The following is a 20,651-nucleotide window of genomic DNA, read 5'->3' as shown; positions in this document are numbered from 1 at the left end:
CCGCCTCTCGAACTCTGGCTCGCGCGCTGCGTCGCGCCGCCTGATCCGTACGGCGCTTATAAAAAACCCGGCAACTTGGCCGGGTTCCAGTCAAATCCGTACATCAATCTTGTTTTTCTGGCCGCACCCAGTACTTCTCGCATTCCTGGCAGGCGGCCTGGACCATTTCTTCAGTAATCAGAATTTCCTGCCCGTTTCTGTCAAGGATCGCGCCGCCCAGTTGCAACTCGGGTTGAGGGCGGAACACGGGTTCTTGATTGCTGCTGCTTTGCAAGCTCATGGCCTGTCTCCTCATCAGGTAACTGCGCGTCGATAGTAGCCACGCCTGCATGAATGCGCTGTGACACTCACCCTGAACGAGCTTCCACGGAACGGATGCGAGTCGTCGCGGGAGGTGTTCGGCAGGTGTGCGAGCGCGTTGGCGTGACAGCATTCGTTGACTGAGCGAAGCGGCCGGAGTTCAGCAAAAGCTGACGAGCGTAGGGCGGTGTTGAGGTGTAGGCTCTGCGGCTGGTTTGTTTATCGGGTGTGATTCATGGCTTCAGTATTTTCCGGCCGTCAGCGGCATGCCATACGACTGGCGCTGCGCCTGATTGCGCCGTACTGCAAGCAGGCGTTCGGGGCGCTGCTGGCGCTGGTGGTCACGGCGGCGATCACGCTGTCGATGGGCCAGGGCATCCGGTTGATGGTCGACCAAGGTTTCATGACCCGTTCCCCCGCGTTGCTCAACGAAACCATTGGCCTGTTCATGGGGCTGGTGGTCGCGCTGGCGGTGGGCACCTTCGCGCGCTTTTATCTGGTGTCGTGGATCGGCGAGCGCGTGGTGGCCGATTTGCGCAAGCAGGTCTTCGATCACCTCGTTAGCCTGCACCCTGGGTTTTACGAGAACAATCGGAGCTCGGAAATCCAGTCGCGCCTGACCGCTGACACCACGTTGCTGCAGTCAGTGATCGGCTCTTCGCTGTCGATGTTCCTGCGCAACGCCTTGATGGTCATTGGCGGGATCATCCTGCTGTTTTTCACCAATCCCAAGCTCACCAGCATTGTGGTCGTGGCACTGCCGTTGGTGATTGGGCCGATCTTGATCTTCGGGCGGCGAGTGCGCAGCCTGTCGCGGGAAAGCCAGGACCGGGTCGCGGACGTCGGCAGTTACGTGTCTGAAGCATTGGGGCAGATCAAGACCGTTCAGGCCTACAACCATCAGGCGCAGGATCGCCAGCGTTTTGCCCGGACGGCCGAAGATGCGTTCGACACTGCACGCAAGCGCATTTTGCAGCGCTCATGGCTGATTACGCTGGTGATCGTGCTGGTACTCGGCGCCGTGGGTGTCATGCTCTGGGTCGGAGGCATGGACGTCATCGCCGGGCGGATCTCGGGGGGCGAGCTGGCGGCGTTCGTGTTCTACAGCCTGATTGTCGGCAGCGCATTTGGCACACTCAGCGAAGTGATCGGCGAGATGCAGCGCGCGGCGGGCGCGGCCGAGCGCATCACCGAACTGCTACAGGCACGCAGCGAAATCGCCGCGCCCGCCAGCGACCTGCTGACACTCCCCGCGCGCATCAGCGGCCGCCTGGTCCTTGAAAACCTCACGTTTGCCTACCCCTCGCGCGCAGAGCGCAACGCCGTCGATGGGCTGACTTTGAGCATTGAAGCGGGCGAGACGCTGGCGCTGGTCGGACCGTCCGGGGCGGGCAAATCGACCCTGTTCGATCTGCTGCTGCGTTTCTACGACCCGCAGCAGGGGCAGGTGCTCATCGAAGGGGTGCCTGTTGAACGCCTTGATCCGCTGGACCTGCGCCGCTGCTTCGCCTGGGTATCGCAAACCCCGGCGCTGTTTTTCGGCACGGTGGAGGACAACATTCGCTACGGCAACCCGGCCGCAAGCGTGGAGCAAGTGCAGGCGGCGGCACGCATCGCGCACGCCCACGAGTTCATCGAGCTTCTGCCGCAGGGTTATCAGACCCACCTGGGTGATGGCGGCATGGGCTTGTCTGGGGGGCAGCGACAGCGCCTGGCCATCGCTCGGGCCTTGTTGGCCGACGCGCCGATTCTATTGCTGGACGAAGCCACCAGCGCCCTAGACGCGCAGAGCGAACATCTGATTCAGCAGGCGTTGCCGACATTGATGAAGGGCCGCACCACTCTGGTCATCGCCCACCGGCTGGCAACGGTACAGAACGCCGACCGCATCGCGGTGATGGATCAAGGCAAGCTGGTGGCGGTGGGCACGCATCGGGAATTGATCGCCAGCAATCCGCTTTACGCGCGGCTGGCGGCGTTGCAATTCAATGCCGGGAATGAAGAGGTCGGCTAAGCGCCGACCCGAGGGGCTGAATCAACCCTTGCGGTATTCGCAAAGGTAAGCGGTTTCGACGGTGGCTTCGACATCAAACTTGATGTTCGCCGGGATATCGAACTGCTGGGCTGCATCGTAGGTTGCCCAGTTATCGCTGTCCGGCAGCAGGACTTTCAGTTGCCCGGAGATGACGTGCATGATTTCACGGTCGGCCGTACTGAAATTGTATTTTCCGGGAGCCATCACGCCGATGGTCGCGTCGCCTTCTGCTTGCTTGAAGGCAATGGATTTCACGGTGCCGTCGAAATACTCGTTGACCTTGAACATGGCTGATCTCCTTGGGAAGGGATGGGAAAAGGCCGGACAGTATGCCGAACGTGTAAAAGGCCGTCATCCGCTTTGATAAATGCGTCACGCCTCAGCCGGGAATCACCAACGGTAACAATCGTGCGGTATTGCGCGCATCCGACAGCGCCCGGTGTTGCTGCCCGTTGAAATGCATGCCCGCGAGCTGCAGCGCGGCGTTCAGCCCGCAGGGTTTTTGCAGATGGCGGGCCTTGGCGAAGCGTTGTTTCAGGTTGATGTGGGGGAGGGTGGCCAGCTCGCTGGCGAGGCGATGCTGTTGCCATTCCTGTTGTAATTGCTGACGGTCGTAATCGCCCCAGCTGGTCCAGGCCACCAGCTTGGCGCGGTACTGAGCGATCCAGCGCTCGAACTGTGGCCAGACCGCAGGCAGTGTCGATGCGCTGTCGATCAAGTGCTGCTGAATGTGGGTCAATTCCCTGCAGAAGGAGGTCAACAATGGTCGGCGCACGGGCCGCACGAACCGTTCAAAGTGGTCGATTTCTCGCCCGTCCTGATTGACCAGCGATGCGCCGATTTCGATTATTTCCATCTCTGCTACCGGCCAACCGCCCTCTTCGGTGGTGGCCTCCAGGTCTATCACCAGCCAGTAGGACATCTTCAACTCCTGTTTTAAGCCCGCAGCTCCGCAATCGAGCGTAGTGACATCACGGCCATCACGTCCAGCGACCGGCGCAGATGATCCATGATTGGGACTCACGTTGCCGAGGAAGGTTTGCCTGGACAGGCATCATTTATGCCGACTGACTGGCCTATGGCCGGGACGGCGCTTGCCTGGTCACTGCGCCTCGGCATAAATTGCATCCGCAGTCGGTGCTCATATCGTCCTCATATAAAGCGAAGCGCGGTCGATAACGCAAAGGACAAGGACAGTTTCAGCGCTTTTGGCGGGATCGGCTTCAGCCGCAAACAGGCCGCAAGGGAAAGGGGCAGTAGCGCGCAAGGAGGGCGGAAGGGGGAAGACGAGGGTTTAGCCTCTGTTTGACCGTTGTCTAATTGATCGCGAACGCATAGCTTACGTACTCCGTTTCGCCTGAGGTGCCTTGTCTTGATGTCCACGCCGATGCGGATGGCTTTTAACACGTTGTTGTTCACGACCACGACCCTGTGGGCCTGGCAGGCCGGTGCGGCGCAAGTCGTGCGCATTGGCGCGGCGCATTTCCCGCCCTATACGATTCGTCCCGAGCGCGGCGAGGACACCGGTCTGCTCCCGCAGATGGTCAGCGCGCTCAACGCCATGCAGCATGACTACCGCTTCGAGATGGTGCCGACGTCTATTCCGCGCCGGTTCCGCGATTTCCAGGAGTCGCGCTTTGACATGGCTATCTTTGAGAACCCCGAATGGGGCTGGAAGGGCATTCCCCACGAGGACGTCGACATGGGGCTTGAAGACGCCGAAGTCTTCGTCGCCCACCGCGCGCAAGGGCGTACGCAAACCTATTTCGATGAATTGCATGGCAAGCGTCTGGCGTTGTTCAGCGGCTATCACTACGCGTTTGCGCGGTTTGATGCCGACCCCAAGTTTCTCGCTGACAATTACAACGCCACACTGACGTACTCCCACGACAGCAACTTGCTAATGGTGCTGCGCGACCGCGCCGACGTTGCGCTGGTGACGCGCTCTTACCTGAGCACGTTCATGTCCAGCAACCCCGAAGACGCCGACCAGTTTCTGGTCTCGGACCGCGTCGATCAGGTGTATCGGCACTACGCATTGCTGCGCCCGGACGCGCCCATCAGCGGAGAACGCTTCAGCGAACTGCTCAGACAACTTCGCGAGAACGGGGAAATGTTTAAAATCTTTCAGCCATTCCGCATCGCGGTCACCCCTCAAGCCACCCATCACGCGGTGGCGCTGGGCGAAGGCGCCGACACGGACTGAGGCGACAGGTACTGATCGATTCAAATCATTTGAAGAAGGGGGATTGGGAAGGACGGCTTACTGCGGGAGCGCTGGAACGCACCCCCACAGCATCGTTTAGCGGTCTCGTGCTTCCTTTGCATCCATTTCGGCGTTGCGCTCGTGAACACGCTTGAGCTGTTCATCGGTCAGGGGGAGTTTCTTCGCTGAATCCTTGAGCATCAGCAGGCCGCCGACGATCGAGCCGATTGCAACGACCAGAATTAACCAGGCATACCAGGGCATAGTGCTCTCCTTGTTGTGATAGGGGTTGGAGCAGCGGCGCCGTCCAGTGGTTCAATTGTAGAAGATGCTCGACGCACGGCGCGGTTCGGGCAGGCATTTAGCAATTGCCGGGTCCCGCGCTGCGGGATGTTCGGCTACAATGCGCGCCGATTTCGACTTGCCAGAGAACCCGCTCATGTCCGCCTGCCAGACCCCCATCATCGTCGCCCTGGATTTCCCCACCCGCGAAGCCGCGTTGAGTCTGGCGGATCAACTGGACCCCAAACTGTGCCGGGTCAAGGTGGGGAAAGAGCTGTTCACCAGTTGCGCATCGGACATCGTGGAAACCCTCAACAGCAAGGGCTTCGAGGTATTCCTGGATCTCAAATTCCATGACATTCCCAACACCACGGCAATGGCGGTCAAGGCTGCCGCCGAGATGGGCGTGTGGATGGTCAACGTGCATTGCTCGGGCGGTCTGCGCATGATGGCGGCCTGCCGTGAGGTGCTGGACCAGCGCACCGGGCCCAAGCCACTGCTGATAGGCGTGACGGTGCTGACCAGCATGGAGCGTGAGGACTTGGCGGGAATCGGTCTGGACATCGAGCCACAGGAGCAGGTGCTGCGCCTGGCGTCACTGGCGCAAAAGGCCGGCATGGACGGGTTGGTGTGTTCCGCCCTGGAAGCCCAGGCGCTGAAGGCGGCACATCCGTCGCTGCAACTGGTGACCCCCGGTATTCGTCCGGCCGGCAGCGCCGTGGACGATCAGCGGCGGATTCTGACACCGCGTCAGGCGCTGGACGCCGGTTCGGATTATCTGGTGATCGGCCGTCCCATCAGTCAGGCGGCAGATCCGGCAAAGGCCCTGGCTGCGGTAGTGGCTGAGCTGGCGTAAAACCCGCCATTCCAGCCTGAACACGTTCTGCGGGAGCGACCGGAGCGGCACTCCCGCAGCCTGCACGCCTTGATGAGTCGCGGTGCGGTCTGGGGCTCAATAACCGTTGCGCTTGAGGATCGAGTCCAGGCTCTCCTTCGACGGGCGACCGTAGAACTTCAGCAACTCCGACGCCCGATTGGTGAAGAACCCGTCCACTCCACGCTCGCTGATGGACTTGAAATCCACCGCCTCATCGACGGTATACGGGTGAATGATCATGCCGCGGTCGTGGGCCATCTTGTTCATCCATGTCTGCACAAGATCCATGTAGCTCTGGTCACCGCCATTTTTCAACGCTGAAGACGGCCCCGTACCCACCGCGCCATGAGCTTTGGCCCAATCCATCCAGGCGGCAAACTCTTCTTTGGATTTCACCTGCTGGCTCGCATAAAAGCTGGCCTTGTCCTTGGCGCCTGAATCTTTGAAGGTCTTGTTCGAGGCTGCTGCGATGGAGCCGTCGCCGAGCCAGAGGAGCAGGACTTTCGGTGTGTCCGGCATGCTTTTCTGGAGCAATTCCAGGCTCGGCTTCTCGAATGTCTGCAGCATGACGCGGCCGGGCATGTGAGCAACGTTCACGTAACCTTTTTCGGCAGCGGGTCGCTGGGTCAGCCAGCCGCGCTGCTGCAGCTTGTTCTTCAGGTCTTCTTCGATGCCGGGAAATTGCGACGGCACCTTGGTTTCGATGTACAAACCGGGCTTGTTCTTGCCGCCTTCGGCGATATCCATCACCTCGTCGAGGGTCAGAATTTTCAGCCCGGCGTAACTGGCGCGTGCGCGGTCCGGGTGTGCCGTGTTGAACCATGAGCCGGCGTCCAGGCGCTTGATTTCCTCCAGCGTGAACGTGTTCAGCGGGTCCTTGGTCCGTTGCGGGTAGACCTCGGCGATGTTGGTGGTGCGCTCCAGCGTGTTGTCATGCAGCGCGATCAGCACGCCATCTTTGGTGCGCTGAATGTCCATCTCCAGGTAGTCGGCACCGAGTTCGCGCGCCAGCGTGTAGGCAGGTACGGTCTCCTCCGGCGCATCGAACGACGCACCGCGGTGGGCAATCACCGCTGGCCAGGGCACGCCGATCTTGGCAGCCAGGGCTCGCCCCGGTTCCTTATCCATGTCAGTGGCGGCCAAGGCTATGGAGGATGACAACAGCACACCGGCGATCGCGGCGCCGCTCAACGTTCTGGATAGTCCTTTCAACATGGTTCTGACGTTCCTTATGGGCGTGTTCGTTCAAGGCGCAGACGTCGCCGCGCCGCGTGGCACATTGTTTTGTCGGAGTGAAACCGGCTCTCGCCTGACGCAGACCTTAAACAGCAATGCCCATGACCGGCAACCGGGATTGTTGTTGTGAGGGCATTGCTGTTGGTCTGGATGGCAATGGAGCGCTGCCAGTTTCCGGGATTTTGATGACATTGAGGTGCCAGCGGACGCTAGGTGCGGGGACTACGTTTCGGCAATTTTTTTGCGTGGTCGGCCGCCTTTCGCCCCGTTAGCCTTCGACGCGGTGGCTTTTGCCGCACTGATACGCCGCCCGTTTCGCGCAGCGACGAGGCTACCAGCAATGGCCATCAGCGACTCGCTGGCCGAAATCATCCCCGAAATCGACATATGCATATCGCGATGTTCAAGGCAGATAGCTTTCCCGCCGAAGCCCAATTCGATTTGACCGAGCTCTATGACCGAGAGCTCGCGCAACTCGGGGTAATTAGCGACAGGGAGAAGGAGGGCCGTCTGGTCCGAAAAGCCGATGGCCAAGGCGTTCAGCTCACTCAGAAAACGCAGCGTTGTCGGTTGAATGTTCGGCGCATTTCGTTTGCGGCCCTGATCAATGGCCTGATCCAGGATGCGCTGGGTAACGGGCTGATCCTCGTGTTTCCGCGCTTTGATCGTCTTCATAACTCAATCTCCAGTGGCTCGATGTGCCCGGCGAGGTACAGCTGCGTTTTATAGGCGTAAGCGTCATACGTACCGTTGACAATCTTCAATGTCTGAGGCTGATCAAGGAGAGAAGAGACGACTTCATCGGACCGCAAGCTCCACCCCATATTTTCCAGGCAGACCGTGCTTCGGCTTCGCCACCAGCAGTCCCTTGCCTTGCGCAGATTGTCCCGGCGGTTGATCACTCGACGTAGCTCTTCGAGCACACGGAAGCACGGCTCGTTTTTTGAAAGAGTGACGTCCCAGAGCTTTACGCCGTTATGCCAGAAACTGAATAAGAACCGCGCGTCCCACCTGCTGGTACCCACGTGGACATGAGGTGGACAGTGTTTATCTCTGGTAAAAACCGCGATAACAAATCCTTTATGACTGCACACCCTCATCTTTAACCCATCCGTTAGGTTTTAAGTCTACGCGTCGATGACGTGTTTTGCGAAGATCCCGATGACGCCTATTCGCCCAACACGATTAACGGGCCCTCTGGAGCCAGCAGAGTTGAACGTGGATCAGCGTTCTGAGCCAGAACTCAACAGCCACAAAACTTGACCGAGGTGGCAGAGCTGGTGCATTCGCTCAGGGCTACCCTCTTTTTAGGCCGGCAACCCTGCCCAACCGCTCTAACTCGCGCTACTGTCAGCACCACGTATTTTGCCGACGGGAAGAATGATGAAAACGGTGCTGGTGCTGGTTGAGAACGTGAACATGTATCTGCCGATTCTGGAGAGCAGCGGGTTTCGCCTGATTCTGGCGCCGACACCGGCGATGCGCGCGCAGGCGGTGGCCGACGGCGGCGACACGATTGATGCGGTACTGACGCGTGGGCCGCTGGGTTTTACAGCCGAGGAAATGGCCGCGCTGCCGAAGCTGGGCATCATCTGCGTGATCGGCGCGGGCTATGAGCGGGTTGATCTGGAAGCTGCCGAAGCGCGCGGCATCGTGGTGACGAACGGAGCGGGGGTCAACGCCCCGACGGTAGCCGATCACGCGATGGCGTTGCTCCTGGCCGCGATCCGGGACATTCCTCAGGCGGATGCCTCGGTGCGCCGCAGCGAATGGCGCAAGGTGACGCGACCCTCGCTGGCCGGCAAGCGCCTTGGCATTCTGGGGCTTGGTGCCGTCGGCATGGCCATCGCCAAACGTGCGACGGGGTTCGACATGTTGATCAACTACCACAGCCGCTCGCCGCGCCCCGACGTGGATTTCAACTATTGCCCCACGCCGCTGGCGCTGGCCGAAGCGTCGGACTTTCTGGTGGTGGCGACGCCGGGCGGTGGCTCGACGCGGCACCTGATCGACAAGGCGGCGATTGACGCGTTAGGGCCTGAAGGCTTCATCGTCAACATCGCGAGGGCCAGTGTCGTGGATACCGATGCCTTGATCGACGCGCTCCAGCAACACCGTATTGCCGGTGCGGCGCTGGATGTATTTGACGACGAGCCGCATGTGCCTGATGCCCTCAAAACGCTGAACAACGTGGTCCTGACGCCTCATCTGGCCGGGCTGTCGCCTGAAGCGTCGCGCGACACGGTGCAAAGGGTAGCCGACAACCTGCTGGCGTTTTATGCCGGTCAACCGGTGCTCACACCTGTCTTTAGCGGGTAACCCCCTGCGGCGTGCCGCGGGTCACCTGCCGTCGCCAAAACCTCAACAATAAAAAAGGAAACGCGCATGTCTTCTGAAACGAAAGTGGCGCTGGTCACCGGTGCTGGCAGCGGTATCGGCCGCGCGGTGGCGCTGCAACTGCTGGCCGATGGTTTCACCGTTGTGCTCGCCGGACGTCGGCCGGAACCCTTGCAGGCGCTGGTGGAACAGGCACACGCCGCTGGCCGGCAGGCGCTGGCGGTACCAACGGATGTGCGCGACCCGGCGAGTGTCGACGCGCTGTTCGCTGCCATCGAAAAGACCTTCGGTCGGCTGGACGTTTCTTTCAACAACGCCGGCATTGGCGCGCCTGCGGTGCCCATGGACGAGCTGTCTGTCGAACAGTGGAAAAACGTTGTCGATACCAACGTCACCGGGATGTTTTTGTGCGTGCGCGGTGCATTCGGGCTGATGCGACGTCAGGTGCCCCAGGGCGGCCGGATTATCAACAACGGTTCGATTTCGGCGCACACCCCGCGCCTGTTCAGCTCGCCCTACACATCGAGCAAGCATGCCGTACTGGGTCTCACCAAAAGCACGGCGCTGGACGGCAGGCAATTCAATATTGCCTGTGGCCAGGTCGATATCGGCAATGCGCTGACGGAAATGACCGACCGCATGACCAAAGGGGTGTTGCAGCCCAGCGGTGATCTCGCCGTCGAACCGACCATGAGCGTGCAGCACGTGGCCGATGCCGTGAGTTACATGGCCGGGCTGCCGCTGTCAGCCAACGTGCTGAACATGACGGTGATGGCCAGTGGCATGCCATTCGTGGGGCGTGGCTAAGGGCTCTTCGCAGGTTTTTGCGTTGTTTCGTCCAAAACCTGATGGGTTCTGTCCAAGTTCATGGGCCGCCAGGTTGCGACACTCATCCCATGCCCAAGCCCCTCCAAACAAGGAAAAGCCATGAGTGAATTCGTCATTGCCCCCGTTGCCACACCGTCCCTGGCGGTCGCCGGAACGTCGAGCCGTTTTCCGATTCGTCGGGTGTTTTGCGTAGGCCGCAACTACTCCGATCATGCCCGGGAAATGGGTCACGATCCCGATCGCGAGCCGCCATTCTTTTTCATGAAGCCTGCCGACGCGGTGGTGCCGGCAGAGGGCCAGATCGCTTACCCGCCGCTCACCGAGGACCTGCACCACGAGATCGAGCTGGTAGTCGCCATCGGCAAGGGCGGGGTCAACATCAACCCCCAGGATGCGTTGACTCACGTGTGGGGCTACGGCGTCGGTCTGGACCTTACGCGCCGTGACTTGCAGGCCCAGGCCAAGAAAATGGGCCGGCCCTGGGAATGGGCGAAAGCCTTTGATGCCTCCGCGCCCGCGACGCCGCTGCACCCGGTCAGCCAGATCGGCCATCCAGAGGCCGGTGCGATCTGGCTGGACGTCAATGGGGAAAGTCGCCAGCGCGGTGATCTTGCGGATCAGATCTGGGCTGTGAGGGACGTGATCGCCTACCTGTCGCAATCGGTGGGCATCAAGGCCGGTGACCTGATCTACACCGGCACGCCGGCCGGGGTCGGGGCGCTGCAGCGCGGCGATGTGGTCACCGCCGGGATCGAAGGCGTTGCCGAGCTGAGGGTCACGATCGGCTGATCAAACGAGCTGTTCAATCGCTTGGTGCGGCCGCTGCCGTTGACCTAACATGTGGCGGTCCGAACCGGCGATTCAGGTAGTTGAGCAATGGCCCATCCATCCCGCATCCAGACCTATGGCATGCAGCAGCGCAGCGACCGCATGGATTTTTACATCCGTGACCAGTCGGGCCGGCCCGCGCTGACGGCGCCTCACCGTCATGAGTATTTCCAGATCCAGATCAACCTTGGCGGCGACACCGTGCAGCACATCGGCGGCGCGATCAGACCGTTTCCGCGCAACACTCTAGCGTTCATCCTGCCCCACCGCTTGCACGTCATCCCCCATCCGGACGATGGCAACTTTGTGTTGATCAACTTTTCTCAGGAATTTCTTTTTCAGCATTTGAGCTGTGATCCGATGGATCTGGAAGACGTGCCGGTGGCCGACGCGCCGGAGCTGGCGCCGTTCAGGTTTCAGGAGCACCTGGACTTCACCCTGGATGACGTCGAGTTCGGCCGGGTCACCGCGCTGCTGGGACAGATGCGCGATGTGGACCGTGCAAGGCAACTGGGTTCACCGGCGGTATTGCGCGGCTGTCTGCTGCAATTGATCGGCGCGGTGTGCAACCGCTATGAAGCGCAATTGCTCGCCCTGGCGGCGAACAAGGCCGAACGGCGGGGACGGCGTGATGCGATGAGTCGGGTCACCGATTACATCCGCGAACACATTGCCGACCCGCAAATGACCCTCACCGATGCCGCTGCGGCGGCGTTTCTGTCACCCAACTACCTGACCCACCTGCTGCGCAAGGAAACCGGCAACACCTTTTCAGAAATGGTCCTGGAGCGGCGCATGCGCCTGGCGCGCACGCACTTGATGAACAGCAACAAGCCACTGAGCCACATTGCCCACATCTGCGGCTTCGCCGACGAAGCTTATTTTTCACGTCGCTTCCGCAAAGCCCACGGCATGCCGCCGGGGCAGTTTCGTCGAGAGCGGCGCAGCAGCTGAGCAAGCCCGGCTCGCAGCCTCGATTTTGCGCCGGACGGGGGGTTAGTTGTGCGCTACATCTGTAGGAGCCGGCGTGCCGGCGAACGCGATCGGCCTGTGACGCATCCGATGACTGACCCGCCGCTTTCGCCAGCAAGCCGGCTCCTACGACTCACGCTCGGTATGGCGCGCCTCAGGTCTTCTCCTGCAACTCGATTGCCTGGGTCAGCTCGCGGAACAGCGCCGACACCGATCTCAGCGCCCGGCAATCCGGACGGGTCAGCAGCCATAGCCCGGTGTCATAGCCTTCGATTGCCTCACCTATGGGCTGAAGCTCGCAGTCCCTCAGCATGAAGTCCGGCAGCGCTGCCACGCCCATGCCCGCTCGCACGAGTTGCGCGACCGCAAGCATGGAGCTACAGCGGTAGGCCAGGTTCACGCCGGGCAGATGCTGCCTCCGCCACATCACGGTCGAGTGATCAGGGAGGAAATCGTCGGGGGCGATCCAGGCCATGTCGTTGAGGGCCAGCTGACCGCAGCGCCGCGTGTAAGCCTCGCTGGAACAGACCCTATACGCAACCGTGCCGAGGCGAGTGCCGACCAAGTGCCCAGGCGGTGTATTGGTCAGACGCAACGCGATGTCGGCGTCGCGATGGCTCAGGTTGGCGAAGGTGCTTGAGGTATTCAGCTCCAGGCGCAGGCCCGGGTAATTCGGCATGAAACGGCTCAAGGCCGGGAGCAACAGGCTTTGCAAAACCGCTTCGGTGCAGGTCAGGCGCACGGTGCCGCTGACGACTTGCCGGCCCTCCTCGAGACTCAACTGCGCGAGCGCCAAAGCGCTCTCGGCATTTTCGGCCTGCTGGGCGAGCGCCAACGCTGCGCTGGTTGGCACATAGCCTGCGCGGCTCTTGTCGAAGAGCGCCGTCCCCACCGCCTTTTCCATCCGACGCACCGCACGGAATACCGTTGAAACATCGACCTTCAGCAGTTCGGCGGCCTTGGCCAGCGTCCGCCCCCGTACCAGCGCGAGGATGAGGGTGAGGTCGGCATGATTGATTCGATAGTGCGCAGCTGCATTGATCACTTGCCGGAACGCCAATTCTGATTGCATGGGCACAAGCTTATAGTCGCCCCCGAACCTTACGCAAAGCGATTTGATATCAGGGAGCACAGATGAGTCAGCGGCAGACAATCAAGATTGCATTGGTGGGAGACTACGACCCGAATGTGCCAGCGCATCAGGCGATACCGGTGGCACTGGAGAGGATAGCGAACGAAACGGTTTTCAACGTCCAGGGAATATGGGTGGCGACGCCGGACATCGGCGATGGAGCGAGCCTGCGGACATTCGATGGCATCTGGTGTGTCCCGGCGAGCCCTTACCGCGACATGGCCGGCGCGCTGTCCGCGATTCGCTTCGCTCGTGAGCGGCAGGTTCCCTTTCTGGGGACCTGCGGTGGCTTTCAGCATGCGTTGCTGGAGTACGCGCGCAATCATCTGGGCTGGGCGGATGCCGAGCACGCTGAGACCGCGCCGGAATCCGAGAACGCGATCATCACGCCGTTGAGTTGTTCGCTGGTCGAGGCCTTCGCGCCGATTCGTCTGCGGGCCGATTCGCGGATTGCCGCCGCGTACGACGCACTGGAAACCCGAGAGCGCTATCGCTGCCGCTACGGTTTACGCAAGGCGCTGGAAACGGATGTGTTCGCCGGTCCGCTGAAAGCGTCGGGCTATGACGACGACAATGAAGTTCGCGCGATGGAGCTCGACGGGCATCCGTTTTTCGTCGCGACATTATTCCAACCGGAACGCGCCGCGCTGGAGGGCAGGACGCCGCCGCTTGTGAAAGCATTTGTGCTGGCCTGCGCGCAGAGTAATGGGGCATGACATTGGCAGACACCTTTGGCGCGCCGTACTACGCAGTGATTTTCACCTCGGTCCGCACTGAACTTGAAGCCCGGGAATATGACGACGCGGCACGGCGGATGCTGGAACTCGTTCGTCAGCAGCCGGGCTTCCTCGGCGTGGAGTCGGCACGCGGTGACGATGGGCTGGGAATCACCGTTTCTTACTGGGCCAGTGAAGCCGCGATCCTGGCCTGGAAGGAACATCCAGAACATCGGGACATTCGTGAGCGCGGCCGCGCGACCTGGTATCGGCAATGCACTACGCGGGTTTCCAGAGTGGAGCGGGAATACAGCTTTCGGCGTTAAAGCCGGATTGCAGCGTTATTGGAGCGTAAACCGGCAGCCATTTGCGCCAGCTGATAAACGTCGTTCGTGCTCATTATTCGTAGGAGCCGGCTTGCTGGCGAACGCGATCTGCCTGTGACGTATCCGGTGACTGACCCGCCGCTTTCGCCAGCAAGCCGGCTCCTACAGGTCGTTGCAAGCAAGCCCGTTCATGCAGGTGGTCGGCAGCAGGGCGCTCGCGGGCGCAGCAAGCCATCTTCCGCCAGAACATCGGGACATTCGTGAGCGCGGCCGCGCGACCTACTTTCGGCAATGCACCACAGGGATTTCCAAGGTGGCGCGGGGATACAGCTTTCAGCGTTAAAGCCGAATTGAAGCGCTATTGGAGCGCTCTCGGAGCGTAAACCGGCAGCCATTCGGGACGGCAAATAAACATCGCTCATGCGCATTATTCGTAGGAGCCGGCTTGCTGGCGAATGCGGTGGTTCAGTCACAGCAGCGGTGGGTGAGAAGACTGGTTCGCCAGCAAGCCGGCTCCTGCAGGTCGTCGGCAGCAGGGGGCCGGCAGGTGCACGGAAGCCATCTTCCGCGCGCCTGGTTCCGGGCCCAGTCAGGGCATGATCGGCGGGATGTACGCCAGGGTTGTGCCCAGTGCCCACAGCAGGAACAACACCAGTGGCGTGTGCACCAGCAGCTGCACAAACGAGAAACCGATCAAATCCCGCGCCTTCAGCCCAAGCACGCCGAGCAGCGGCAGCATGTAGAACGGATTGATCAGGTTCGGCAGCGCTTCGGCCGCGTTGTAGATCTGCACCGCCCACCCCAGGTGATATTTGAGGTCAGTGGCGACCTGCATCACGTACGGCGCTTCGATGATCCACTTGCCGCCGCCGGAGGGAATGAAGAACCCGAGGATCGCCGAATACACGCCCATCAGCAGCGCATAGGTGTCGTGGGACGCGATGCTGGTGAAGAACGTCGAGATGTGATGCGCGACGGTCTGTGCGTCACTGCCCTTGACCGTGGTCAGCAGCGCAGCAATCGAGCCATACAACGGAAACTGGATCAGCACCCCGGTGGTGGTCGGCACGGCGCGCGCCACTGCATCGAGAAAGCTGCGCGGACGCCAGTGCAGCAGCGCGCCGGCCATGATGAACAGGAAGTTATAGGTGTTCAGGCCCGAAATCGCCGTGATCGCGGGTTTGGTGCTGAACTCGTTGTACAACCAGCCGGACGCCAGCACGACCATCAGGATGATCAGCAACGGGCTGTATTCCAGCCATTCGCCCGGGCGGGTGCGGGGCGGCAGCGGTGGCAGGCTGAAGCTCGGGTCGATTCCGCATTCCTTGGCATCGCGGGCATTGGTCGGGCCGGGCGCCGTGGCGTAGGCGACGATGATCGAGACCACCACCAGCGCCAGCAACATCACGCCGGACTGCCACAGGAAAATGGTCTGGGTGAACGGGATCACGCCGGTGATCGCCAGAATGGACGGCGGCAGGCTGGCCGGGTTGGCTTGCAGTTGCGCTGCTGACGACGACAGGCCCAACGCCCACACCGCCCCCAGACCGAGATAAGCCGCAGCGCCGGCAGCGCGGTAATCCATTTTCAGGTCAGTGCGACGGGCGAGGGCGCGTACCAGCAAACCCCCGAAGACCAGCGACAGCCCCCAATTGAGCAGCGATGCGACCATGCTGATCAGCGCGACCCAGGCTACGGCAGAGCGGCCATTCTTCGGGATGCGTGCCAGGCGGTCGATCAGCTTGACCGCAGGCGGAGAACTGGCGACGACGTAACCTCCGATCACTACGAATGCCATTTGCATGGTGAAGGGGATCAGGCTCCAGAAACCGTCCCCGAAGGCCTTGGCGGTGTCGGCAGGCTTGGCGCCGATGACCAGGGTGGCGAGTGTCACGATGACCACGGCCAGGGCGGCAAACACCCATGAGTCCGGGAACCAGCGTTCCGCCCATTTGGCGCAACGCAGGGCAAAGCGGGCGGAGCGGCTTTCTTCAATGTCGGCGGCCACGGTTTCTTACCTCTTGTCGTTATTGTTCAAGTTATCTGGACGGTCGTTTCAGGTGTTGACGGTGACGCGAAAAAAGCACCGGCTCAGAGACAGCAAAGCCCCTTCATCGCTGAAGGGGCAGGGTGGTCTGACGAAAGGTGCGGGTGTGCGAAAGCTCAAGGTGTTGCCAAAAACGTGGTGCACGGCGCGGATCCTGTAGGAGCGCGCTTGCCCGCGAAAGAGGTTTTCAGACACTGCGTGGGTGTCTGGCGATCCGCGGTTCGCGGGCAAGCGCGCTCCTACAAGTACCGCGCCATCGCCGTTAAAATGTCATTTCAACCACATCGTCCGGCACGATCAGCTTGCCAGCGGTTTTGGCGATGATCTCTTCCACGGTGACACCCGGCGCGGTCTCGCGAAGGATGAATGCGCCGTTTTCGATTTCCAGGTAAGCCAGGTCGGTCAGCACCTTCTTGATGCAGCCGGCGCCGGTCAGCGGCAGGCTGCAACGCGACAGCAGCTTGGACTCGCCGTCCTTCGACGCGTGGGTCATGGTGACGATGATGTTGTCGGCGCCGGCCACCAGGTCCATTGCGCCGCCCATGCCCTTGACCAGCTTGCCGGGGATCATCCACGAAGCAATGTTGCCCTCGACGTCGACTTCAAAGGCACCGAGCACGGTCAGGTCAACGTGGCCACCTCGGATCATGGCGAACGACTCGGCCGACGAGAAGATCGACGCGCCCTTGCGCGCCGTCACGGTCTGTTTGCCGGCGTTGATCATGTCAGCGTCGATGGTTTCCTCGGTCGGAAATGCACCCATGCCGAGCAGGCCGTTTTCCGATTGCAGCATCACGTCAATGCCGTCGGGGACATAGTTGGCCACCAATGTCGGAATGCCGATGCCCAGGTTCACATAAAAGCCGTCTTGCAGTTCACGGGCGACGCGCTGTGCCATTTGTTCGCGGGAGAGTGCCATGATCTCGGGTCTCTTTTATTCTGTCCGGCCAGTGGGGGCCAGTAGTTTCGTGGGAGCAACAGGTCGAAGCGGGCGCAGTGTCAGGCTTTTCTGACGGTACGCTGCTCGATGCGCTTCTCGAAAGTGCCGAGGATCACGCGATCCACGTAGATGCCGGGGGTATGGATTTCGGTCGGCAGCAGCACACCCGGCTCGACGATTTCTTCCACTTCCACCACGGTGATCTTGCCGGCGGTCGCTACCACGGGGTTGAAGTTCTGCGCGGTGTGACGATAGACCACGTTACCGAAGTGATCGGCCTTCCAGCCTTTGACGATGGCGAAGTCGCCGGTGATGGCTTCTTCCAGTATCACGTTGCGGCCATTGAACTGTCGGGTTTCTTTGCCTTCCGCCACAGGCGTGCCGTAGCCGGTGGCCGTATAGAACGCGGGAATGCCGGCGCCGCCTGCGCGCATTTTTTCAGCGAGGGTGCCTTGGGGCGTCAGCTCGACCTCCAGCTCACCGCTGAGCAGCTGGCGCTCGAACAGGGCGTTTTCACCGACGTAGGAGGCGACCATTTTGCGGATCTGCCGGTCTTCCAGGAGGATGCCGAGCCCGAAACCGTCGACGCCACAGTTATTGGAAACCACCGTCAGGCCTTTCACGCCCATACGTTTGATTTCTGCGATCAGGTTTTCGGGGATGCCGCACAGACCGAAGCCGCCGGACAGCACGGTCATGTTGTCGGTCAGCCCGGCGAGGGCTTCTGCGTAGGTAGCGACGCGTTTATCGAGTCCAGCCATGGTGATATCCCGCCTTATTTGTAGTTGTGTCCGACAATCAGCGTATCGGAGAGCGTTGGTCGCATCTTCTCCTGCGTCCACTGATTTGTTAATTTTGTTTTTTTGATTGATTGATAAGAAACCCAAATATATGAACGTCAAACAGCTCCGTGCGTTTCTGGCCGTTGCGCAGTGCCTGAGTTTCGCCCAGGCCGGTGAACGTTTGCATCTGTCGCAGCCCGCGCTGAGCCTGACCATCAAGGCGCTGGAGGAAGACTTGGGCGGGCAATTGCTGACCCGCACCACGCGCAATGTGAGCCTGACGCCGGAGGGCGAAGCCTTGTTGCCATTGGCGCGGCAGTTGCTGGCCGATTGGGACAACACCGAAGAACTGCTGCGCCAGCGCTTCACCCTGCAAACGGGCAAGGTGTCGGTGGCGGCCATGCCCTCCTATGCGGGCAACCTGCTGCCCATTGCGCTCAAGGTGTTTCGCCAGCGCTACCCTCGAGTGAACGTCGCGGTGCATGACGTGATCAACGAGCAGGTGGTGGAAATGGTCGGGCACCGACGGGTCGAACTGGGCATCGGCTTTGAGCCGGAGGCTGGCAACAACCTGATCTTCACGCCGTTTTACATGGACCGCTTCGTCGCGGTGGTGCCCCGGGACTCGCCCTTGGCGATGCTGCGCGAGGTTAACTGGGACGAACTGCTGCGCCACGATTTCATCACCCTCCAGCGCCCCTCTGCTGTGCGGCTGTTGCTGGAGGAGGACCTGCAGCGTCAGCACGGCAAACTGTCGGTCGCGTTTGAAAGCCATCAATTGGCGACCGTTGGCCGCATGGTTGCCAATGGACTGGGTGTCAGTGCAGTACCGTCGCTGTGCATTGCGCAGATGGAAGAGCTCGGCGCCCGTTGCATCGCCCTGGAAGGCCCTCGGATCGAGCGCCGTATCGGCTTGATGACCCAGGCCGATCATCAACTGTCGGCGGCGGCCCAGGGTTTGCGTGAGGTGCTGATCGAATGCGCGCGTGACTCAAACGCCGCGTTCGCGAGCAAGCTCGCTCCCACCGGGTGATGTTGGGATCCACGTTTGAGACCAGCGGCGAAACGGCCATTTCATGTGAAATTTCACTGCGACGCAATGCCGCATCCGGTATGGTTCGGCCGGTTGAAACAAATTGTTTCAATCCATTCTGAAATCAAAACCGAACGATAAGGGGTTCCGCGTTGGATTTGTCCTCTGCTGCGTGGGTGTTCCATGACACCCGTCTGATCATCTGCTGCCTGATCGCCATTGCCACCATCATCGTGCTGATCAGCGCGACCAAACTCCCGCCTTTTCTGTCGATCCTGGTGGGTACATTCATCGCAGGGATAGGCGCGGGATTGCCAGCGGAGGCAGTGGCAAAGGCGTTCAGCAAGGGCGCGGGCGGGATTCTCGGTGAGGCCGGGATCATCATTGCCCTGGGTGCCATGCTCGGCGCGCTGATGGCCGAATCGGGCGCTGCCGATCGCATCGCCTCAACGCTGCTCGGCCTGGGCAAGGGTAAAAGCTTGCCGTGGGTCATGGCGCTGGTCGCGATGGTCATCGGCTTGCCGCTGTTCTTCGAGGTGGGACTAGTGATGATGGTGCCGATCATCTTCGTGATGGCACGCCAATCCAATCAGCCGCTGCTGAAAATCGCCATACCAGCGTTGGCCGGCATGACCACGCTGCACGCCCTGATGCCGCCACACCCCGGGCCGCTGATCGCTGTCAGCGCATTGCATGCCGATCTGGGCCTGACCATGTTGCTGGGGTTTTGCGTGGCAGTGCCGGCGGTGATTCTGGCCGGCCCCCTGTACGGCAACTGGTTGTCCAGGCGGTTGCACATTGAAGCGCCTGCGGAGTTGGGTGAGCTGTTTTCGGCCAAACCCGATGCCCCGCGTCAGCCGAGCTTTGGCATGTCGTTGCTGATCATTCTGCTGCCGGTGATTCTGATGCTCGGCAGTACGCTGGCCAAAATCGCCCTTGAGCCGGAAAGCAATGCTGCGTTGACCCTCAAGTTCCTCGGCGAGCCGTTGGTGGCTTTGGGCATTGCCGTGCTGGCGGCAACGGTTTGCCTGGGTTGGGCCAATGGCATTTCCCGCGAGCAAGTGGGCGGCACGTTGCGCAAGAGCCTGGCGCCGATCGCCGTGTTGCTGCTGACCATCGGCGCAGGCGGCGGTTTGAAGCAGACGTTGCTGGACGCCGGCGTCAGCCAGACCATCAGCAAGGTCGCCGAAGGCGCGCACATGCCGTATCTGCTGTTGGCATGGCTGATCGCGGTTGCCCTGCGCCAGGCCACGGGTTCGGCTACCGTCGCGACGACGACCACGGCGGGGATTCTTGCGCCGATGATGGCCGGGCTGGCGCCTGTCGAAGCGTCGTTGGTGGCGCTGGTCATCGGCGCCGGGTCGGTGTTCTTCTGCCACGTCAATGACGCCGGCTTCTGGATGGTCCGCGAGTATTTTGGCCTGCAGCTCAAACAGACGCTTTGGGTCTGGTCGGTGCTGCAGACCATTGTCTCGGTGGTGGGCCTGATCGGCACGTCGCTGTTGTGGCACTTTCTGGTCTGAAAAAAAAGCGATGATCCCCTGCTATCTCTCGTAGGAGCTGCTGGAGGTTACGACAGTGGCGAACCGGATGTTCTGACACTCCGCGTTCGCCACTGTCGGGATCCCGGCAGGCCCTGGAGGTATCGATCATTGCGCAATAACGTGCGTGCTCAGCTGCAAATCTCCTCAAGCCCGATAGCCACTATCAAGACGACTGATTTCTGCTGGAAAGGCCCGGCGCGTAGCCTTGGCTTCATTCCAGAAACGAGCCG

General features: G+C 61.0%; 21 protein-coding genes. 11 read left to right on the top strand and 10 right to left on the bottom strand.

The features are described from left to right. Positions 1 to 103: 103 nt before the first annotated feature. Positions 104 to 280 (bottom strand): PA1571 family protein, encoded by a 177-nt coding sequence (locus tag LT42_RS26015; protein WP_037013449.1) that lies wholly within the window; start codon positions 278 to 280, stop codon positions 104 to 106. Between the two features lie 255 nt (positions 281 to 535). Between LT42_RS26015 and LT42_RS12395 the strand changes: the two genes are divergently transcribed. Continuing rightward, the gene (locus LT42_RS12395) at positions 536 to 2,314 is read left to right on the top strand and encodes an ABC transporter transmembrane domain-containing protein (protein ID WP_037013447.1); all 1,779 of its coding nucleotides are present in this window, start codon (positions 536 to 538) and stop codon (positions 2,312 to 2,314) included. 21 nt (positions 2,315 to 2,335) lie between these two features. Here the strand turns inward: LT42_RS12395 and ppnP are convergent, their stop codons facing one another. Beyond that, positions 2,336 to 2,623: a pyrimidine/purine nucleoside phosphorylase gene (gene ppnP / locus LT42_RS12390; protein WP_037013445.1), complete on the bottom strand. Its 288-nt coding sequence runs from the start codon at positions 2,621 to 2,623 to the stop codon at positions 2,336 to 2,338. Between the two features lie 91 nt (positions 2,624 to 2,714). Beyond that, positions 2,715 to 3,257 (bottom strand): 3'-5' exonuclease, encoded by a 543-nt coding sequence (locus tag LT42_RS12385; protein ID WP_037013443.1) that lies wholly within the window; start codon positions 3,255 to 3,257, stop codon positions 2,715 to 2,717. Between the two features lie 453 nt (positions 3,258 to 3,710). On the opposite strand from LT42_RS12385, the gene LT42_RS12375 reads away from it, so the two are divergent. Beyond that, positions 3,711 to 4,541, top strand: a complete 831-nt coding sequence (locus LT42_RS12375) for a substrate-binding periplasmic protein (RefSeq protein ID WP_052075270.1) — start codon at positions 3,711 to 3,713, stop codon at positions 4,539 to 4,541. A 96-nt stretch (positions 4,542 to 4,637) separates the two neighbouring features. On the opposite strand, the gene LT42_RS24980 is transcribed toward LT42_RS12375, so the two are convergent. After that, a complete protein-coding gene (locus LT42_RS24980; RefSeq protein WP_065986232.1) occupies positions 4,638 to 4,805 on the bottom strand; it encodes a DUF2897 family protein in 168 nt (55 codons plus the stop codon). A 175-nt stretch (positions 4,806 to 4,980) separates the two neighbouring features. Here LT42_RS24980 and pyrF point away from each other — a divergent pair, with 175 nt between their 5' ends. Next, positions 4,981 to 5,679: an orotidine-5'-phosphate decarboxylase gene (pyrF, locus tag LT42_RS12370; RefSeq protein WP_162835412.1), complete on the top strand. Its 699-nt coding sequence runs from the start codon at positions 4,981 to 4,983 to the stop codon at positions 5,677 to 5,679. A 96-nt stretch (positions 5,680 to 5,775) separates the two neighbouring features. Here the strand turns inward: pyrF and LT42_RS12365 are convergent, their stop codons facing one another. Both LT42_RS12365 and LT42_RS12360 read right to left on the bottom strand, forming a co-directional pair. Further along, positions 5,776 to 6,915, bottom strand: a complete 1,140-nt coding sequence (locus tag LT42_RS12365) for a glycerophosphodiester phosphodiesterase (protein WP_037013437.1) — start codon at positions 6,913 to 6,915, stop codon at positions 5,776 to 5,778. Positions 6,916 to 7,158: 243 nt separating this feature from the next. Next, positions 7,159 to 7,611 carry a DUF2442 domain-containing protein gene (locus LT42_RS12360; RefSeq protein WP_037013435.1) on the bottom strand — a complete coding sequence of 151 codons (453 nt, stop codon included), beginning with the start codon at positions 7,609 to 7,611 and terminating at the stop codon, positions 7,159 to 7,161. A 708-nt stretch (positions 7,612 to 8,319) separates the two neighbouring features. On the opposite strand from LT42_RS12360, the gene LT42_RS12350 reads away from it, so the two are divergent. The 4 genes from LT42_RS12350 (at position 8,320) to LT42_RS12335 (ending at position 11,883) form a co-directional block, all read left to right on the top strand. Beyond that, positions 8,320 to 9,255 (top strand): 2-hydroxyacid dehydrogenase, encoded by a 936-nt coding sequence (locus tag LT42_RS12350; RefSeq protein ID WP_037013430.1) that lies wholly within the window; start codon positions 8,320 to 8,322, stop codon positions 9,253 to 9,255. Between the two features lie 66 nt (positions 9,256 to 9,321). Then, positions 9,322 to 10,080 carry an SDR family oxidoreductase gene (locus LT42_RS12345; protein ID WP_037013428.1) on the top strand — a complete coding sequence of 253 codons (759 nt, stop codon included), beginning with the start codon at positions 9,322 to 9,324 and terminating at the stop codon, positions 10,078 to 10,080. Positions 10,081 to 10,200: 120 nt separating this feature from the next. After that, positions 10,201 to 10,890: a fumarylacetoacetate hydrolase family protein gene (locus LT42_RS12340; RefSeq protein WP_037013426.1), complete on the top strand. Its 690-nt coding sequence runs from the start codon at positions 10,201 to 10,203 to the stop codon at positions 10,888 to 10,890. An 87-nt stretch (positions 10,891 to 10,977) separates the two neighbouring features. Next, positions 10,978 to 11,883, top strand: coding sequence for a helix-turn-helix transcriptional regulator (locus LT42_RS12335; RefSeq protein WP_037013424.1), 906 nt, complete (start codon positions 10,978 to 10,980; stop codon positions 11,881 to 11,883). A gap of 172 nt (positions 11,884 to 12,055) precedes the next feature. On the opposite strand, the gene LT42_RS12330 is transcribed toward LT42_RS12335, so the two are convergent. After that, positions 12,056 to 12,973: a LysR family transcriptional regulator gene (locus LT42_RS12330; RefSeq protein WP_052075269.1), complete on the bottom strand. Its 918-nt coding sequence runs from the start codon at positions 12,971 to 12,973 to the stop codon at positions 12,056 to 12,058. 62 nt (positions 12,974 to 13,035) lie between these two features. On the opposite strand from LT42_RS12330, the gene LT42_RS12325 reads away from it, so the two are divergent. Both LT42_RS12325 and LT42_RS12320 read left to right on the top strand, forming a co-directional pair. Continuing rightward, a complete protein-coding gene (locus LT42_RS12325) occupies positions 13,036 to 13,749 on the top strand; it encodes a CTP synthase C-terminal region-related (seleno)protein (RefSeq protein WP_037013422.1) in 714 nt (237 codons plus the stop codon). After that, complete coding sequence (locus LT42_RS12320) at positions 13,746 to 14,075, top strand: antibiotic biosynthesis monooxygenase family protein (RefSeq protein WP_037013421.1); 330 nt, start codon at positions 13,746 to 13,748, stop codon at positions 14,073 to 14,075. The genes LT42_RS12325 and LT42_RS12320 overlap by 4 nt, the downstream gene beginning before the upstream one ends. Positions 14,076 to 14,664: 589 nt before the next feature. On the opposite strand, the gene LT42_RS12315 is transcribed toward LT42_RS12320, so the two are convergent. The 3 genes from LT42_RS12315 to LT42_RS12305 all read right to left on the bottom strand — a co-directional run bounded on the left by LT42_RS12315 (position 14,665) and on the right by LT42_RS12305 (position 17,823). Continuing rightward, entirely contained in the window at positions 14,665 to 16,083 is a 1,419-nt protein-coding gene (locus tag LT42_RS12315; RefSeq protein ID WP_037013418.1) for a short-chain fatty acid transporter, read from the bottom strand. A 301-nt stretch (positions 16,084 to 16,384) separates the two neighbouring features. Beyond that, positions 16,385 to 17,041: a CoA transferase subunit B gene (locus LT42_RS12310; protein ID WP_037013415.1), complete on the bottom strand. Its 657-nt coding sequence runs from the start codon at positions 17,039 to 17,041 to the stop codon at positions 16,385 to 16,387. 80 nt (positions 17,042 to 17,121) lie between these two features. After that, positions 17,122 to 17,823, bottom strand: coding sequence for a CoA transferase subunit A (locus LT42_RS12305; protein WP_037013408.1), 702 nt, complete (start codon positions 17,821 to 17,823; stop codon positions 17,122 to 17,124). A gap of 130 nt (positions 17,824 to 17,953) precedes the next feature. Between LT42_RS12305 and LT42_RS12300 the strand changes: the two genes are divergently transcribed. Together LT42_RS12300 and LT42_RS12295 are read left to right on the top strand one after the other, a co-directional pair. Beyond that, entirely contained in the window at positions 17,954 to 18,877 is a 924-nt protein-coding gene (locus LT42_RS12300) for a LysR family transcriptional regulator (RefSeq protein WP_052075268.1), read from the top strand. Positions 18,878 to 19,029: 152 nt separating this feature from the next. Continuing rightward, entirely contained in the window at positions 19,030 to 20,400 is a 1,371-nt protein-coding gene (locus LT42_RS12295; protein WP_037013406.1) for a GntT/GntP/DsdX family permease, read from the top strand. Positions 20,401 to 20,651: the final 251 nt, after the last annotated feature.

Origin of the sequence: Pseudomonas lutea (assembly GCF_000759445.1) — a bacterium.
In the GTDB taxonomy this organism is placed as follows: Bacteria; Pseudomonadota; Gammaproteobacteria; order Pseudomonadales; family Pseudomonadaceae; genus Aquipseudomonas; species Aquipseudomonas lutea.
Note: the sequence above shows the minus strand (reverse complement) of the source record. Positions and strands in the feature narration are given on the sequence as shown.